Annotated in this window: 8 protein-coding genes; 4 read left to right on the top strand and 4 right to left on the bottom strand. The window is 69.5% G+C overall.

Annotated elements, in window-relative coordinates; genetic code table 11:
* Window positions 1–19 precede the first annotated feature (19 nt).
* Complete coding sequence (locus FNH13_RS07515; RefSeq protein WP_143782884.1) at window positions 20–835, top strand: MBL fold metallo-hydrolase; 816 nt, start codon at window positions 20–22, stop codon at window positions 833–835.
* Here the strand turns inward: FNH13_RS07515 and FNH13_RS07520 are convergent.
* The gene (locus FNH13_RS07520) at window positions 807–1,685 is read right to left on the bottom strand and encodes a helix-turn-helix domain-containing protein (protein WP_143782885.1); all 879 of its coding nucleotides are present in this window, start codon (window positions 1,683–1,685) and stop codon (window positions 807–809) included. The two genes, FNH13_RS07515 and FNH13_RS07520, sit on opposite strands and share 29 nt — an antisense overlap.
* 50 nt (window positions 1,686–1,735) lie before the next feature.
* On the opposite strand from FNH13_RS07520, the gene FNH13_RS07525 reads away from it, so the two are divergent.
* Entirely contained in the window at window positions 1,736–2,296 is a 561-nt protein-coding gene (locus FNH13_RS07525) for a TIGR03086 family metal-binding protein (RefSeq protein WP_143782886.1), read from the top strand.
* A 14-nt stretch (window positions 2,297–2,310) separates the two neighbouring features.
* Here FNH13_RS07525 and FNH13_RS07530 read toward each other — a convergent pair whose 3' ends face one another.
* Together FNH13_RS07530 and FNH13_RS07535 are read right to left on the bottom strand one after the other, a co-directional pair.
* Window positions 2,311–11,163, bottom strand: coding sequence for a SpvB/TcaC N-terminal domain-containing protein (locus FNH13_RS07530; RefSeq protein WP_143782887.1), 8,853 nt, complete (start codon window positions 11,161–11,163; stop codon window positions 2,311–2,313).
* A 273-nt stretch (window positions 11,164–11,436) separates the two neighbouring features.
* Window positions 11,437–11,901: an SRPBCC family protein gene (locus FNH13_RS07535; protein ID WP_143782888.1), complete on the bottom strand. Its 465-nt coding sequence runs from the start codon at window positions 11,899–11,901 to the stop codon at window positions 11,437–11,439.
* 263 nt (window positions 11,902–12,164) lie between these two features.
* On the opposite strand from FNH13_RS07535, the gene FNH13_RS07540 reads away from it, so the two are divergent.
* Window positions 12,165–13,049, top strand: coding sequence for a phosphotransferase (locus tag FNH13_RS07540; RefSeq protein WP_143782889.1), 885 nt, complete (start codon window positions 12,165–12,167; stop codon window positions 13,047–13,049).
* Window positions 13,050–13,173: 124 nt separating this feature from the next.
* The gene (locus FNH13_RS19745) at window positions 13,174–14,481 is read left to right on the top strand and encodes a glycosyltransferase (RefSeq protein ID WP_143782890.1); all 1,308 of its coding nucleotides are present in this window, start codon (window positions 13,174–13,176) and stop codon (window positions 14,479–14,481) included.
* Here FNH13_RS19745 and FNH13_RS07550 read toward each other — a convergent pair.
* A complete protein-coding gene (locus FNH13_RS07550; protein WP_143782891.1) occupies window positions 14,459–17,809 on the bottom strand; it encodes a S8 family serine peptidase in 3,351 nt (1,116 codons plus the stop codon). The genes FNH13_RS19745 and FNH13_RS07550 overlap by 23 nt on opposite strands.
* Window positions 17,810–17,838: the final 29 nt, after the last annotated feature.

A 17,838-nucleotide genomic window follows, 5' to 3' on the forward strand; every position in this document is an offset into this window, starting at 1 on the left:
GACAGCGCAGACTGGGCCCATGATCTGGATCTGTGAGACCTGTGCCGTGGAGACTGCGGACGTGGAGGCGCCGCCGGAGCTGTGCGCCATCTGCGACGACGAGCGGCAGTGGGTGCCCGAGGGTGGGTCGCGGTGGACGACCCTGGACAAGCTCGCGGCCGACGGCACCCGCATCGTGATCGAGCAGGTCGAGCCGGAGCTGTGGGGGATGCGCGCCGAGCCGGCGGTCGGCATCGGCCAGCAGACGATGATCGTGCGCACCCCGGAGGGGACGGTCCTGTTCGACTGCGTGGGATATCTCGACGACGAGGCGGTGGAGTTCGTCCGCGGACTCGGGCCGACGCTGGCCGTGGCGGCCAGCCACCCGCACATGTATGGCGTGCAGACCGAGTGGGCCGCCGCCCTCGGGGTGCCGGTGCTGGTCGCTGAGCGCGACCGGGAGTGGGTGCGCCGAGCCGACCGCGTCGAGTTCTATGACGAGCGGCGCGAGCTCGCCCCCGGCGTGACCCTGCACCGGGTGGGCGGTCACTTCCGCGGGCAGGCCGTCCTCGAGTGGGAGACCGGCAACGAGGGCAAGGGGGTGCTGCTCGCCGCGGACGCGATCTTCCCCAACCCCGACCGCAGGACGGTCAGCTTTATGCGCAGTTATCCCAACCGTCTTCCGTTGTCCGGCAACGTGGTCCAGCGGCTGGCCACTCAGGTTGAGGGAATGCACTTCGACCGGCTTTACAACAACTTCGGCGCGGTCGTGCCCCAGGATGCCCAGGCGATCGTCCGGTACTCAGCCGATCGGCATACGGCCTGGGTCAGGGGCGACTTCGACCATCTGACCTGACCTTGGACGCGGGGCTCGCTGGGGAGGCCGGCGAGGCGTCACGGCCCAGCGTCCTGGCAAACTCGCCGGGAGTGCGCCCCGTCACCCGGCCGAAGTCGCGGGTGAAGTGAGCCTGGTCGGTGTAGCCCAGATCCGCGGCAAGGCCGGCCAGGGTCTGGGTGCCGTGCTTGAGATGGGCGACCGCCTCGTGCAGCCGACGTCGCTGGATCAGCCATTTCGGGGTCAGGCCCAGGTGCCGCTCGGTCAGTCGCTGCAGCGTGCGCTCCTCCACGCCGACCCGACCCGCCAGGTCCCGGACGGTCAGCAGCGCCGAATCGGACTCGACGACCTCGACCACGTGGTTGAGCAGCTCTCCCTCCTCGCTCAGGGGAGGACCGGACCCCAGGCAATCCTCGACGGCACCGATGGCCTGGGCGTGCTGGCCCGGGTCGGCCGGATCGAGGCCCATCAGCTCGCGGACCTGGCCCACCAGCGGTGCGAGGTGCGCGAACTCCGTCAGGTCCACATGGGTGTCGACGAGGCCGGACACCTCACCGCGGGACACCGCGGTGCCGGCCCCGGGCTGCAGCATGACGCCCACCGCCCAGCTGCGCCCGCTCAGGGTGACCGTGGACAGCCCCCGGGCCACCCCGTAGAAGCGTGCGTAGTCACCGGCGACGACGATCAGGCAGGTCGGATACTGCAACACCTGCTCCACCACGGTGCGGTCCGAGGGCAGGTCCCACACCGGCACCCAGTAGTGCCGCACCAGGGTCTCCAAGGCCGCTGACGGTGCGTAACGGTGCACCGGCGGTGCCAACGCGGCGCGCTCGGTCAGACGGGCTCGGTCGATCGGGTGGGAGTCCGGCACTGTCGGATTATTGCAAGCCACGGCATACTCCCGTCCCTCATGGTGGAGGCATGACCGAAACACAGACCACTCACCACGACCTGACCGACCTCTATCGTGACCGCGCCGCCGACATCGGCGAGCTGCTGGGCAGCACGAGCGAGTGGGACCGTCCAACCCCGTGCGAGGGCTGGACCGTCCGCGACCTCGTGGCCCACCTGATCGACACCCAGCGAGACTTCCTGACCGAGCGCGGGCTGGAGGTCCCCGAGGTGTCCGTCAACGACCCACGCCTGGCCTGGGACGAGCACACCGCCGCTGTCCAGAGGTTGCTCGCCGACCCGGAGGTCGGACCCAGCGAGTATGACGGCTACTTCGGTCCCGCGACGGTGGCTGGGACGATGGCGACCTTCTATGGCTGGGACCTGCTCGTGCACCGGTGGGACCTGGCCCGGGCGCTCGGCGCGGACGAGCAGTTCACGCCCGAGGAGCTGGACCAGATCGAGGCCGCGCTCCCGGGGTTCGGAGACGCCCTCTACAGCCCGGGGATCTGCGCGCGCCCGGTGGACGTCCCCGAGACCGAGGCGCGGCAGGTGCAGCTCCTGGCCCGGCTGGGACGCGACGCCCGCTGACGGCGTGCCAAGACCTAGTCCCCGGACCGCGCCGAGCCCTGGTCACCGCCGACGGATGCCTTGGCCGGTGGCTTCGGCAGCGGTTTCGGGTGCTGCTTCGGCGTCTGGGAAGTGTCGGCATCACCGGGTGAGTTGCCGGTGCCACCGCCTGGCCGCTGCGGCGCCTGGGGGGAGGTCCCCGTCGATGGGGACGTCGTCGTCGAGGTGGTGCCGGTCGACGTCGTCGCGGAGTTTCCTGTGCTGGGACCACCCGGTGCCGGCGTCCCAGGCCTCGGTGGTGCAGCCGAGTCGGTGGCATCGGCGGGCGTGTCCGAGCCGCCCAGCTTGAGCCGCTTGCCATAGGGCGCGCCGATCTTGACGGTGCCCTCGCTCAGGTTGATGTCGATGAAGGCGTTGGGCTCGAACTTGTCCGCAAAGGCCTGCAACGACTCGGAGCGACCTGTGTCCAGGGCCAGCTTCACAAAGCTGCTGGGCAGCTTGGAGTCCAGACTGGCTGCGATCGAGGCCGCCACGTCCGGGTTGTCCTTGAGCTTGGCCCGCACCGCCTTATCGGCTCCCTTCACCATCTCCGCCCTGGCCTGGGTGGCGATGAACATCTGGCCCGAGGGGTCGATATTGCTGACCGGGTTGGCGCCCGCGAAGGAGTAGGCCCCGCGCAGTTCCGGCTGCCCGATCACCGCGAGGGGATCCTGTACCAGCAGCGCGTCGGGGGAGTACATCAGCTCGTCGCGGCTGTCGTACCACCGCTCGCCGACCCCGAGCAGGTCGCGCCGCTCGTCGGTGTAGTGCCCGCCGTACTGGTAGGGGGTGCGGAAGACCGTGCTGTTCTCGGCGATCCACACCTCGCCACCGGGGAAGTACTCCTGGTGCTGGAAGGTGTCGCCGCGATAGTCCGAGACGATGTTGGTGCTGCCCTGCAGGTCCTGGTGCAGGAAGTAGCGCTTCAACTCCTCGGCGCCACCGTCGTCGCGCTGCGTGGCGACCCGCTCCTCGTCGATCCAGATGTGTTTGTAGATCTCGGTGCCGTTGCGCACGGTCACCCACGGGTTGACGAAGGCCGTCTCCCCGCCGGGCCCGCGCTCGATCATCCGCTGACCGGTGTCGTCATAGGTGAAGGTCGTCTCGGAGGACGAGTCGTTGACCACCGTCATCCGGTCGGTCGCGTCCCAGGTGAGCTGCCGGATCCACTTGCCCTTGCGGTCCTTGGTGCCCAGCAGGTTGCCATTGGCGTCGTAGTGATAGGTCGTCTGGCCGGCGTTGATGGCCCGCCCCGGTGCGGCATCGGAGTAGGTCCGGTCGAAGGAGTAGGTCGTGTCCTTCTGCACCAGATCCTTCTTGCCGTTGTTGATGACGTCCCGCTGGGTCTTGCCGATCACGTTGCGGTGCTCGTCATACTCCAGCGCCAGGTCATAGATCCGGGTGCTCTTGGCATCCTGGCGCCACTCACCGTGGGCCCCGACCAGCCGGTCGTAGCCGTCCAGCTCATAGGTCTGCTCGGTCGCACCACCGAACTGGCTGGACAGCGGTTTCGGGAGCTCGTTGCGATACTCCAGCACGTTGCCGACCGCGTCATAGGCATAGTTCAGGTCCTGGATCTCCTGGTATGCCGGGTCGCTCACGTTGCGCTGCGGCGAGAGCGTCTCCTGCCGGTCCAGCCACCGGGTCGTCGGCTGGTAGGACCACTCGGTGCTGACCTCGTTGCCGTAGGTCGTGGACCGGCGGGCGAGGAACTCGTCGTAGGTGCGGTTGAGCACGTAGTCGTACTCCCAGGTGCGCGGCACCCGCTCCCAGATCGGGTCACCGAACTCGTCATAGCCGGTGATGATGTCCTCGTAGCCGTCCTCCTCGCCGACCACCTCGCGGACGAGGCCGCCGGAGTCGTAGTCGTAGGTCAGCTCCTCCCCATCGGGGTAGGTCATCGAGGCGATCCGGCCCAGCCCGTCGAAGTCCCACGACGTCGTCCAGGTGAAGTCGGCGGCCCGGGCCGGGTCCCAGTTGTGTAGCTTCATCTGCGCGGCCTGCTCGATGACGGACCCGCCGGCGCTGTAGGTCAGGTCGACGATGCGGGTGCCGTCCTCGATCTGTGTCACCCGTCCGGCGCCGTTGCCCGCAGCACCCGCGCCGCCGTACGTATAGGTCACGTCCGGTGTGCTGGCCGGGTGGTCGATCCCGACCAGCTTGCCGAGCTGGTAGGCATAACTGGTCGACTGACCCGCGCTCCGCAGGGTGGGGCTGACCCGGCTGGTCAGCTTGCCCTCGTCGTCGTAGGTCATGGTGACCAGGCCGCCGTCGGGGGTGTCCGTGGCGGTGCGCCGCCCCAGCATGTCGTAGCCGTGGGTGGTCACCTCGTCCGCGGAGTCGGTGAAGGCCAGCAGCTCGCCGAGCCCGTTGTAGTCGTACCAGGACGTCAGTGTCGCCTCATCCTCGGGAGCGTCGTCGATGCGCAACACCTGCTCGCGCATGTCGGTCCAGGTCGTGGTCGCCCGCCCGCGCGGGTCGGTGGTGGTGGTCGCGAAGACCACGGTGCCGTCGCCGATGTCCTCATAGAGATACTCGGTCGCGGTCACCCGGTCACCCGGCTCGGTGACCAGGTTGGGGGCGTCCCACAGGTCGAGCACCGTGGTGGTCGCCGCCGCGGGGTCCGGGGCAGTCGTGTCGTATGCCGTGGGGCCGGCCGCCTGGTCCGCGTGCGGATAGTGCTCGGTCACCACCCGGCCCAGCGCGTCATACTCCACCACTCCGGTGACCACCCGGGCCGCGACGCCCGGCTCGCCGGTCGCGACGTGCAGGGTGGCGTCCCGCTTGGTCTGCGTGGTGCGGCCCAGACCGTCGGCAAAGGTGATCGTGTCGATCGTGTCGCCGGGGTTGAACTGGTCGGTGTGGTGGGCGATGGCATAGCCGTAGCCCGATGCGCTGGGTGCGTAGTCGAAGGTCACCAGGTCCTGGGTCGAGCCCGGGAGGCTGATCGAGATGATCCGGCCGAACGCGTCGTAGGCATAGTGGCTCGTGTTGTCATTGGCGTCGGTGCGGCTGGCCACCCGGCCCGAGAGCGGGTCGAAGGTCGCCGTCGAGGTCAGGCCGGTGCGCAGAGCGCCGGAGGCGTCGCCGTCGTTGATGAAGGCGTCGACGGCGCCCTGGTCGCCGAAGTCGAACTCGGTGACCTCGGCGATGTCGGAGTGCCGGGAGGCGTCGCGGGTGTAGAGCACGCCGTAGCGCACACCGTCGACCCCTTCGGGATAGACGATCCGGTCATAACTGCCCCAGGCGTCATAGGCCAGGTCGGTCACGGCCACGTCGCCGCTGCTGTCGACCTGCTCCTCCAGGTGGGTGACGGAGGCGTTGTCGCACAGGTCGGCGCGGCCGTCCCGGTGGCGATAGACGATCTCGTCGGCGCCGGTGCGGTTGTTGGTCTCGGTGACCACGGCCGGCAGGCTGACCCAGGTCGCGCAGACGTCCTCGTCCCACAGGGGTGATGAGGCAGCCGGGGTGGTCAGGCACCCGACGCTGGAGGAGATGTCGCAGGTGCTGTAGGTGTTGATGGTGAGGACGTCGTCGGTCGGGTCCTCGAGCTCGCCGCGGTCGACCTGCTCGAGCACGTTGCCGAGCGCGTCGTAGGTGAACGTCGTCTCGGTCTGCTGGCCGATGTCCTCCCAGTCGTAGAACTCCTCGGTGACGGACTCCAGCAGCGGGGCGATCGAGCGGTCCAGGGAGTCGATGCCGCGCAGGTTCGAGATGCTGGGGACCGGCACGACCTCGGCGTGCACGTCGGCGTGGGTCTCGCGCGCGTCGCGGAAGCCCCAGGTCATGGTGGCTCCGCTGAGGTTCTCCTCGCCGGGGGCGGCCTGGGCGTCGGTCTTGATGGTGGACCACTCCAGGCCCGCCACGAAGATGTTGTCGTTGAGGAAGCGGCGGGTCGTGGTGCGGATCGCGGTGTCGGTCGCGGCGTCCATCTCGTGCTCGAGGATCGTAGAGTAGCCCAGGGACTGCCGGTGTGCCCGGTCGTAGTCGAGCCCGTCGTACTCATAGGTCCAGGCCAGCACGTCGGCGCCGTCACCGGCGGTGTCCCGGCCGTCGTCGAGATCGACGCTGCTCATCACCCACACCGAGTCGGGGTGGGCGATGGTGTTGCCGTCGCGCTCGTAGTCGAGCGTCATCGTGCCGCCGAGCGGGTTGTCGACCTCCTGCAGCAGGTTGGTCCTGGCGTGGTTGTTGAGTGAGACCTTGAGCTCCTCGTCCGCGGTCGTGGCGACCGAGTCGGCGAACCCGTCGCCGTTGACGTCCTCCAGGGCCACCTCGGTGCTGCTCAGCGAGTTCTGATAGGTGGCACCGGGGTTGATCACGAGGTAGCAGGCGACGAGGCAGAGCGGTCCGACATAGACGGTGAAGTCGAAGCCACCGCCGATGCCCTGGCTGCGGTCGAAGTTGGAGTTGGGGCCCGTGGCCACGCCCATCGCCGGGGAGGCGTCCTGCATGGCGCCATAGGTCACCGGTGGCGTCAGGCCGCTGCCGGTGCCGAACCGCACCGCGGGGCTGGCGCCGGTGCTCTGCTTGTGCACCTGGTCCAGGATGCCGTCGCCGTTGACGTCGGCCCAGGTGTAGCGGGCCAGGTCGTAGTTCCAGCTGAAGGAGAGGCCGCCGGAGAACTCACCCAGCGGGGTGGTGAAGCCGGCGTTGAGACCGCTGGAGTAGGACTCCATCGCCTCGAAGCCGCCCGTGCCGAGATAGACGGCACCGCGGGTGAAGCCGTAGCCCAGGTTGTAGTGGGCGAAGACTCCCTCGGCCGTCGTGTAGACCCGGTCCGGCAGGCCGTCGCCGTTGACGTCGGCGAGCTCCTGGCTGATCGGTGCGCCCTCCTCCGTGGCCTCGGCCCCGGCCTCACCGACGGAGTCTCCATAGTCCGAGGCTGGGTCGGACATGATGTCGCCGACGAGCGGTGCGTCGCCGCTGCCGGAGGCGTTGGGGCTGGTCCAGCTGGCTCCGATGTCGATGCCGATCTCCACACCACCGGAGCTGTCGCCGGCGTCACCGCCCTTGCCGGCCGCGTTGCCCTTGGTGGCATTGGTGCGGCCCTTGTTGTTGGCGCTGATGTCGACCAGCCCCTGGGACAGCCCGCCCTCGACGGAGAAGGTCAGGTCCTGGTTGGTGACGGCCATCAGCCCGTCGCCGATGCTGGTGGCGCTGTCGAGGAAGGAGCCGCGCTGGGTGGTGTAGTGCACCGACCCGGGGGTGATGACGTCCGGATAGCCGTCCCCATTCATGTCCTCGTAGTCCTGCAGCCCGAAGCTGGGGGACATGCCGAAGCTGGCGCCCAGTGGTCCGGCGCCGATGGCCAGCGCCGCCTGCGGGGCAGTGACCGAGACGCGGGTGACAGCCCGGCCGTCACCACCGGTCTGCGCGAGGTCGATGCTGTCGGCGCCCAACCGGGAGGAGCGCATGCGTTCGGCGTTGGCCGCCAGGTTGTCCCGGTTGCCCTGCCACAGCGGCCCGTCCAGTGGCCCGAACTGCTCATACACCTCGTTGTCCGGCAGGCCGTCGGGCAGCTCGGCCGGCGTGCTCACCGGCAGGTAGGCGTAGGACGGCTCGGGGTCCCCGGCGTCCTCGGGGATGTCATCGAAACCGTCCGGCTTGGAGGTGTTGGCCTGCAGCGCGTCGACGTCGATGACGAAGGCCTCGTGGTCAATGGGCGCCGTGGCCAGGTCGCCGCCGGCGGTGTAGCCCGCCACGCCCCAGCCGCGGTAGGGCAGGGGGAAGATGCCCTGCTGGCCGCTGGCCAGGACCGCGGGTGCGACGGTGACGTCGCCGGTGCCGTCCGAGGCACCGTCGGGGCGCAGCGCGAAGGAGGTCAGGGTCGTGCGCGCGGACACCTGCGGGTCGGTCATCGTGACCTCGACCCAGTAGTCGGTCCCGCTGGTGAGACTGGCGTTGAGGTCGAGGGTCGTGCCGACCAGGCCGCCTCCGCTCGCCGGCAGGGTCCACGGTGTCTGCGCGACGACACCCGTGGCGTTCTTGACCGAGACCAGCACCCGGCCACCGGGGAAGTCGGACCCGAGGCTGAGTCCCACCCGTGCGTCGTAGGTGCCGGACGCCGTCGAGTGCCAGGGCAGTGACGGGCCGGCCTGTGCCGAGGCGGAGGAGGCCAGCTGCTGGGGAAAGATGTCGATGTTGGGGATCAGGTCGACGGTGATGAGCGGGTCACCGGCGTCATTCGTGGTCGCGACCGGGTCGCCGTTCCGGTTGACCGCGCTGGCATAGGTGATGGTCGGGTCCCAGGAGATCGTCGAGATGTCGATGGGGGTGTCGACGGCCAGGTGGGCCTCGACCGTGTCCGGGGCCGCGACCGGCTCGTTGGGGTTGTCAGGATCGGGCAGGCTCGGCTGGGTGACCGGGAAGGTGACGCTGACTGGGGTGGTGCCGACGAAGTCGGCGTCGATGGTGATGTCGGAGCCGGGGACGGCCACCCCGTTGTGCTCCAGCACCAGGTGCAGGTTGTCAGTGGTCACCGCGGTCTTGTCGATGTCGGCGGTGAACTCGACCGTGCCGGTGTAGGGCATGACGACGCCGCTGTCTGGGCGCCCGGCCAGGGTGAAGTCCTCGGTGAGGGCGAAGGTGGTCTGGGACAGGCCGTTCACGTCGGCCGGCACGTCACCGACCGCTGGGAATCCGGCGACGGAGGTGTAGCTGATGGTGGGGGACCACTCCACCTCGTCGCCTGCGCCGTCATTGATCGAGCCGACCCGGAAGTACACGGGGTCCCCGGCGCTGACCGTCGCCGTGAGCGCCGTGCCGAAGGCCGTGTTGCCAGGGGTGAGGAGGTTGGCCTGGCTGATCTCGTCGTCGCCCACCTGGATCGCGACCCGCACACCGTCGAGGGAGTCACCATTCGTGGGGGTGAGCGTCACGGGGGCGTCGATGGAGATGGCGCCCGTGTAGGGGGCGACCCAGCGGCGTACGGTGTCGATCGTCGGGGAGCGGCGCTCCAGCTCGGCCTGCATCTCGTCCAGCAGGTCGTTGGAGGCACTGGGCGTGCCGCCGCTCGTCGGCAGCGGGACCAGCGTCGTGGCGCTGTCTGTGGAGAACGTCGGCCTGTTGTTGGTGTCCAGGCTGTTGAAGTGGACGCTGCCCCCGGACACCAGGTCCGGCAGGCCGTCGGCGTTGACGTCGGTGAAGTAGGTGTCGCCCCAGGCCACCTCCAGGCCCAGGCCGAACGAGGCGGTGACGCCGAGGTTGGCCTCGATGCCACCCTGGACCCCGATGTTGTTGTCGTTGGACAGGGTGCCGATCCCCTCGATCATGTCCAGTTCCGTGAAGGTGGTGCCGGCGGAGGGGCCGGAGGTGTTCAGCCGGTACTTCAGCTGGGTGCCGTCCTTCCACACCTTGTCCGGGAGGGAGTCACCGTTGATGTCCAGCCACTCGGCGAGGGCCTGCGTATTGCCACCGCCGATCTGCAGGGACCCACCAAAGGAGCCGTTCTTGTCCGGGATGAGCGGGTTGAAGCCCAGGTAGGCGTGGCCCTCGGCCGAGTTGGACTCGCTGGCACCCATCGCGCCGGCCTCGACGCTCGCGTCGAGCATCGACCGGGTGCTCAGGTCGTTGCCGGTGTTCCAGGTGCCGGAGGGGCCGAACCCGTCGTAGGAATCTGCCCGGGTGCCGACCTCGTTGAAGTACTCGAGGGTGTGAACGGCGGTGTCCGGGGTCCCGCCGCTCTGGGTGATGGTGGTCAACAGCGACTTTTCGAACGGGGTGGCGCTGCCCTGCTCGTAGTCGAACTCGTAGCGCACCGCGAGGTTGTCGTAGGTGCGGGCGGCACCGCCGTTCGGGGCGCCGTGATGGACCTCGACCTTCGCGAGCCGGGTGACCAGCACGTCGACGTAGCCCAGACTGGCGTCCACCACCGGGTCGGACCGATGGGCCCCGGCCTCAGGGGTGAAGGTGACCCGGTAGGCGGGGTCGGCGGGCTCGCCGGAGACCTCGGCGGCGGCGGTGTAATCGATGTGGTCGAGGAAGATGTGCTTGCCGCACACCGTCGACGTGCTGTCGGTGTCGCAGTCGGAGGTGACGTGCCAGCCGCTGTCTCCGTCGGCATACTCGATCGTCGCGTAGTGGTAGCGGATCACGTTGACGCCGACGTCCCGCTGGGCCGAGAGCAGCCAGCGCACGGCGTTCCCATCCTGGTCGGTGACGATCGCCGAGCGGTCGATCGTGCCCTCCGAGGTCACACCGCCCTCGGGGCCGCCGACGTCGGGGAAGCCGCCATACCAGCGGACGTTGCCCTGCTTGTCATAGACCTCCCAGTAGTAGTCCTTGGGGTTGGTGCCGTGTCGGATGATCCGCTCGTAGGAGGTCTCCACCTGGCGGGTCCAGTCCTCGCGGTCGCCGCTGGAGCGCGGTTCCCACTCCTCACCCAGGGCGTTGGGGACCAGCAGGTCGCCGTCGAGGGTGTAGGACTCGCTCTCATGTGTGGCGCTGAAGTGCGGGGCACCGAAGGTGGTGTCCACGGCGACCTCGTCGACAGACAGGTCCCAACCCAGCCCCAGCCAGCCGTTGTCGCCCGATGAGTCATAGGTCAGGTCCAGCTCCGGAGTGATCCCGCGCCCCGGTGGGACCAGGATCGGATAGGACAGCTGGGCACTGCCCCCGGTGTTGGCCGTCGGCGGGTCGATGAGGGACAGGCCCTCGGTCGGGTCGGCATACTGCAGTCCGTCGATGCCGCCGGTGCCCAGCTGCTCCGGGGTCAGGATCGACTCGCGTCCCACGGCGTCGTCGGCGGCTGCCACGGGGTCAGCGGTGGTGACGAAGGTGCCTGCTGCCGCAGTCACCACCAGCGCCGCGGCCAGAGTTGTCCCAAGGAGTTTCCGTGACGCCCGCATGATCGGCTCCCTCGCCCAGCGTGGATGGACCCGCCGTGCGGGCCCTGGGCCATGCCTACTCCTGGCTGGGGTGGGCCACAATGGGTGGAAGTGCCCATTGCGCGGGGACCACCTGGAGGTGTACAGGCGGAGGCGGTGCCGGGCCGGGTCGGCGCCTGGTCTTCCCGGGGCGGCTGACTCCTGCGCGCCGCGGTCAGAGACAGCGGGGAAGCACTGGTTGGGGGAGCACGGATCAGGTGGGTCGACCGCAGACGTCTATCCGACGGCCGGCGTCTAGCCCGCGACGGCCGACGCCAGGTTGCCCAGCGAGTCCTCGAGCTGCTCCTCGGTCACCAGCGGGAAGCTCACCTTGCTCAGGATCGCCTCGTCCGTGACGGCCGACCAGTCATAGGTCAGGTTCACCGTGGTGGCGTCGTTGCCCTGAGCAGTGAGCTCCCAGACCCACTGCCACCCAGGCGGCTCGGTCCCGGCGGGCGCGGTCTTCCACGCGAGCAGGTGGTTCTCGTCATATCCAACGACGTGATTGTCGGTCTTGTACTCCCCGCCCATGTGCTCGCCCTCCATGTTCATGGTGAACACCTGGCCGGTGGCAGTGATCCGGTCGGAGCGGTCGTCGGAGCGCACGAAGCCTGACCCGTCGAGGTCGGCGTGCCGCTCAGGGTTGGACAGCACCTCAAAGATGTCCTGCGCAGAGGCGTCGATGACCCGGCTGACGGTGATGCTGCGGTCCTGCGTCATGTCCTGCTCCTCTCGTCGGGTGCGGGCTCCGGATCGGTGCCCGGGCCGCCTCCTCGACGTTAGGCGGCTCCGGGCCGCCGCGCATGCTCAGAGGTGAGTGCCAAGGTTCCGCGCAGTGATGTTGGGGTCGGGTGGCAGGTCGGCCGACGCGATCCTGGTCGTCGTGGTGGCAGGATCGGCCCGTGAGTGACCAGAGCCCGCAGCAAGTGCCACCACCGCAACTGCCACCACAGCAGCCATCACCGCCCCAGAGTCCGTCGACCGTGCGCGAGTCCGGACTCCGGGCGGCCACCGCCGTGGCGTGGGAGCTGGGTCTGGGGCGTGTGATGCCCGAGGTCCTGTCCGACCGTGGGTCGCTGATGCTGCGCCTGCCCGGCACCGGACTGGTTGCCAGGGTCTCCACCCACACTGGTGCCCAGCGTGTGGACCCGGGGTGGTGGCTGACCCAGGAGGTCACGGTCGGGCGCCTCGCACAGGAGGCGGGCGCACCGGTCGTGCCACCTGCCGAGCGCGCCGGTCCGCATCACGTCGAAGGTCTGTGGGTTTCCCTCTGGACCGACCTGGGCGACTCAGGTGGCGTCCGGGCGACGCCCGCAGAGTCGGCTGCTGCGCTGGCGCAGTGGCACCACATCCTGGCTGACGTCGGTCAGGACCTACCGGTCATGTCGTTCGCCCACCAGTTGATCGCCGAGCCGCTGGCCTATGCCGCCCGTCGGGGCCACCTGGACCAGCGCACCCACGCGGCACTCACCCGCGAGCACCAAGAGGCGTTGGCCGGCGTCGAGGGCCTGGGCACGAGGCAGGTGCTGCTGCACGGGGACGCCCACCGCGGCAACCTGCTGCGTGACCGGGACGGCCAGTGGCTCTGGAGTGACCTGGAAGAGGCCTGCCGCGGCCCTGTCGAGTGGGACCTCGCAGTTCTGGGGAGCACCCCGGATGAGGAGACAGGCAGGGCTGCGCTGTCGGCATACGCGCAGGTCAGCGGGCGAGCGGTCCCGACGCAGGAAGAGCTCGCCCCCTGGCTGCGACTGCGCACCCTGGAGGGAACCGCCTGGTTGATCGGGTGCGCCGTGACCTTCCCGGAGCGCTATGCCGATCCTGCCCGACATGCCGTCGAAGAGTTGATCCGCGGACTACCTGGGGCCTGAGGTCGTTCGTCGCCTGTGCAGAACGGGCGTTGCATCAGTGGGGCTCTGGCGCCCGGCATGCCGCAGCGTTCGTCGCCTGTGCGTGACACGCAGGACAGGGCGACGAGGAGCCGATACTGGGGGCATGAGGATCGCCATGCTTGCTGCGGGGAGCCGCGGGGACTATCAGCCCGTGCTGGCCGTCGCCCGGGGATTGCAGGCGCGTGGGCACGAGGTGGGGGTGACGGCCACCAGCGACTACCTGCCGATGGTGACCGGCGCCGGGGTGCGCGCCGAGGAGGTGGCGGTCGACGTGATGGGCTACTACCGCGACCACGCCCTGCGCGATGGCATGCCCACCGGTCTGCTGGGCCAGATGGACCTGCTCGGGGAGGTTGCCCGGGTGATGGCGCCGGCCGTCCGTGAGACGCTGACCGACCTCTGGCCGCGCTATGACGCAGTGGTCACCACCGCGATGAGCTCCGCGTGGCCGGGACTCATCGGAGGTCCCCGCAAGCCTCAGGTGCTGATGATGTTTGTCGCGGCGCTGCCCTCGGTCTGGGGAGACGTCAGCCTCTACTCCGAGCGGACGGGCCGCTCGATCCACAATCTGGTCAGTGGCCTGCGGGCCATGGGGCCGTCCGCGCGGCTCGCCACGACGGACGGCTCATCGACCCCGCGGGAGCGCCTGCGCGGCCTGACCCAGCTGGCCACCGCACCGGCCTTCGTGGCCAACAGCGCGCAGATCATCACGCCGCGGCGCATCGGGGGACGGCAGATCCGCTCCACCGGCTATCCCTTCCTGGACCTGCCGGCCGAGCTGGGCCGCGAGGTCGCCGCGTTCCTCGACGGCGGAAGCGCACCGGTCTATGTCGGCCTGGGCTCGCACACCGTCCCGACCGTGCGCCAGGCGCTGGCGCACACGGTCTCGGCCGCCCTCGACCTGGGCCACCGGGCCATCGTGCAGCGTGGCTCGGGGCTGGAGGACCTCGAGCACGGCGACCGGGTGCTCTTTGTCGACGAGGTGCCCCACGAACTGCTCTTTCCTCGCTGCGTGTCCGTGGTGCACCACGGTGGCGCCGGCACCACGGCCCAGGCGCTGCGGGCCGGACGGCCCCAGGTGGTGCTGCCGTTCACCATGGACCAGCCGTTCTTTGCCCGCCGGGTGCACGAGATCGGGGTGGGATCGGCCCCGGTGCCGATCACCGAGGCCACACCGGCGCGCCTGCTGGCGGCCCTGGAGACCGCACTGGACCCCGCCCTGACCCGCCGTGCCCGCAGCGTGGGTCAGGTGGTGCGCGGTGAGGACGGGGTCGGTGGGGCGGTCGCGGTGATCGAGGCGGAGCTGGGGCGGCAACCAGCCAGCCCGAAGGCCGCAACACGCCGCGGGGGCCAGCCCCCGCGGCGTCAGCGGACCAGCCCCTGCGGGGTCAGCGCACCACCACCAGGTTGACCACCTTCGCCACGGTCGTGCGTAGGTCTGGCGCACTGGCCTCAACCCGGAGCGGGTAGGTCCCGGCGTGCTTGCTCGAGGCCGTGTAGGTGATCGTCACCTCGTCACCCGGCACGGGTGGGGAGGTGTTGACGGTCCAGTCGGTGCCCGTCGCGGCTGTGGGGGTCGTCAGCGGCAGCGTCGCGCCACTGCTGCCGTCGCGGTTCTCGGCTCCCATCTGCCACGGGGTTCCGGCTGTGCCTCCGACACCGCCGTAGGCGAAGGTCACCTGCTCGGTGGCACCGACCTGGATCCAGATCTGGAACGAGTTGGTGACCGACGGAGTGCCCCACGGGGACAGCCCGCTCCACTCGCCCACGATCCACGAGTTGACACCGTCGGTGAGACTCCCGATCCGCAGGGCGCCGCCCTGGGACGGATTCAGATCGGTCCACAACGGGGCGAGCACGTTGTTGGGCGGTGCCGCATTGGGGATGCCCGGCGGTTCGAACTGGACGTCTGCTGCGGTGCCGCCACCGACCACGGCATAACCGTTGGAGGTCATGCCGATCGAGGTGTAGGTCTCGCTGCCGTACTGGAAGGCCGGGATGCCGAAGTTGACGATGCTCTCATCGCCGATCCCGCTGATGGGGGTGATGCCGAACAGTTCCAGTGGGAGGTAGCCCGCAGGGGAGCCACCGCCGGTGATCGAGTCGATGATGGGTGCCTGCGCTCCGGCCAGGGTGCCGTCGAAGGTCCATCCGTTGCCGGTGGGCGTCGCCGGTGCCGAGACCGCAGAGATCACGGCCTTCTTCGGAGCGGTGAGTGCAGCGCTGACCTCCAAGTCGGCCGCGCTGTTGTTGGCCAGCGTCGCCGTGCACACGGTTGAGCCCGAGCGACTGATCTGCGTCTGCTCGCACGAGTGATCCAGCATCAGGTCGCCGTCGGCAGCGTTGACCGCCACAGGCAGGACCGCGGCCGCATAGTGCTTGCTCTTCGGGGTCAACGTGATCTGACCGAAGTGCCAGCCGGGCTCCGCCGCCGTCGTGTCGATGGTCACCGTCAGGGTGAGCGATGCCCCGGCCTGGATGACCGGGTTCTTCGGGCTGACCCTTATCACCACTCCGTCGTCGGCGCTGACCAGGGCATCGAAGCGCTGGGTCTTGTCACTGACATTGCGCACTGTGCGCTCCAGCGACACCACCCCGGGGAGCGGGTCGACATAGATGCTGGCCAGGTTGAGGTCCATGGACTCCAGAGAGCCGGCCGCCGCCGCATAGAAGTCCTCAGCGGGCACGTCCATCACGAAGGTGGGATCGACCGCGCGGTTGACCCGCAGCGACCCGGCGCCGCGGTCGAACGGATCGGTGGCGGTAACGCCGTCCTCCTCCAGGACGTCCTGGACCGACGTCGTCATCAGCGCCGACTTGATCTCCGCAGGAGTCCAGTCCGGGTGCGCCGCAGTCAGCAGCGCCGAGGCGCCTGCCGCGTGCGGGCTGGACATCGAGGTCCCGGCGATGGCCTGGAAGAGCTCTCCGGGAGGACCGGAGCTGATGGTGTTGGGGGTGGGCGTGTGACCGGCCAGGATCTGCACGCCCGGTGCGGTCACATCCGGCTTGAGGACCGGCCCCAGCGGGCCTCGGGAGCTGAAGCCGGCCATCACGTCACCGCGGACGTGCCGGGGCTCACCCGGTCCCCAGGTCGCGGTGACGCCCGTGTGCGTCGTGAGGAAGTCCATGAGCTCGGTGTTGGGACCGTCCAGGTGGGCCGTGGGCAGCCAGTGGTTGTCGGTCTGTGTCCCCTGGGTCACCATGTTGAGCAGGATCATGCCTGCGGCGCCGCCCTGCAGGACGTTGTAGCCCTTGTCGACGCGTGCGTTGACCCCGCGCTCGCAGACGACGACCTGGCCGGTCACCGTGCCTGCTGCCAGCGGTGTCTGGCAGAGCGGGTCGAAGGGAGCGACCGAGCCGGCATAGACCACGTCCGCACCGGCAGCAATCCCGTCGGTCACCGTGTCACCGACCTTGGTGTAGGTGTCACCGTTGTCCGCCGTGAGGGTCACGTCCGTGCGGAAGTGACGGTCCGAGGTCGAGGCGGCGACCGTGGTCACCCACGGGCCACCGTGGCCGGCGGTGCCGGCGCCCGGACCCTCGTTGCCGGCTGAGGCGTTGACGCTGATGCCGGCGGCGGTGGCGTCGAGGAAGGCCAGCTCGACCGCGTCGTTGTAGGGGTCGGTGCCACCTCCGATCGAGAAGTTGATGACATCGACCCCGTCCGTGATGGCCTGCTGCACCGCCGCGACCGAGTCCGACTGATAACAGCTGGGCCGGCACACGCGATACATCATGACGGAGGCACCCGGGGCGATGCCGCTGATCGGGCCACGATCGACGCCCAGGATGACCGCCTCCTCCACCGGTGAGCCGGCGGCCGTGGAGGAGGTGTGCGTGCCGTGACCGTTGTCGTCACGGGCGGTGCACTCGGTGCCGGAGCAGTAGTCGTCCGCGAGGTCACCGGTGACCAAGACGTTGGTGTCGAGGAAGGCGTAGGCCCCGAGCAGCTTGTCGTTGCACTCGAAGGGATCACCCAGGTCGGGATCGGTGCCATCACCGAACTCGCAGCCCACCGGGCCGCGGTCGGGACGGTCGATGCCCGGGTCGAGGAAGGAGGGGTGCTCGGGCCAGATGCCCGTGTCCAGCACACCCACGACAACGCCCTCCCCGGCCGTGCTCGAGCCGCCGAGGGAGGGCCACACCTCCGTCGCGCCGATGAACTCCGGCGAGGCGTCTGTCTGGATCTCCTGGGGCTCGTCGGCCTGGACGGCGACCACACCGGGGACCCCGAGCAGCTCCTTGGCCCGGTTGGCGGGCACCAGAGCCGACAGTCCGCCATACGCCACCTCGAAGGAGCCGGTGACCTCGGCGGCCGGCACGGTCTCGGCAACAGCGGCGACCGCGTCTGCCGTCACACCCTCGGCGTGGGCCAGATAACGGTTGACCGCCGCGGGGTTGTCCGCCAGGGCCCTGCCGGTCACCTCAGGGCTGGTCGCAGGCAGACCGGCCTTGCCGCCTGCATAACTGGCGGCACCGTCGAGATCGAGCTTGATCATGACCGGCACCACCTCGGAGTCGGTGCGCGCGAGCAGGCTCTCGTCGCTGCGGGCCATCGCGCCGCTGGCCGACAGGGCAGCGTGGATCACGGGTCCGTCGGCGGTGACCGCGGTCGCCGTCCAGCCGTCCGGGGGAGTGGGAGGGTCGGCCGCGGAGCCTGCGGGTGCGGAGACGAAGGTCAGGGCGAGGGCGCCAGCGGCGAGCAGAGCCAGGCTGCGGGACGGATGGACACGCGACATGGGGTGCCTCCTGGGGAGAGTGGCGCCGC

The organism is Ornithinimicrobium ciconiae, assembly GCF_007197575.1.
GTDB classification, from domain to species: Bacteria; Actinomycetota; Actinomycetes; order Actinomycetales; family Dermatophilaceae; genus Ornithinicoccus; species Ornithinicoccus ciconiae.